This window comes from Paenibacillus polysaccharolyticus, from assembly GCF_023714295.1.
GTDB lineage: Bacteria > Bacillota > Bacilli > Paenibacillales > Paenibacillaceae > Paenibacillus > Paenibacillus polysaccharolyticus_A.
Genome location: NZ_JAMAUN010000082.1, coordinates 1 through 253, shown reverse-complemented (window position 1 = coordinate 253; position 253 = coordinate 1). Strand labels below are relative to the sequence as shown.

Below are 253 nucleotides of genomic sequence, written 5' to 3'. Positions count from 1 at the left end.
TGGGGAGTACGGTCGCAAGACTGAAACTCAAAGGAATTGACGGGGACCCGCACAAGCAGTGGAGTATGTGGTTTAATTCGAAGCAACGCGAAGAACCTTACCAGGTCTTGACATCCAACTAACGAGGCAGAGATGCGTTAGGTGCCCTTCGGGGAAAGTTGAGACAGGTGGTGCATGGTTGTCGTCAGCTCGTGTCGTGAGATGTTGGGTTAAGTCCCGCAACGAGCGCAACCCTTATATTTAGTTGCCAGCA

The 253-nt window shown here is 51.8% G+C and carries 1 rRNA gene; it reads left to right on the top strand.

The annotated features are described in order from the left end of the window. Window positions 1-253 (top strand): 16S ribosomal RNA (locus tag M3629_RS28895); the annotation flags it as partial.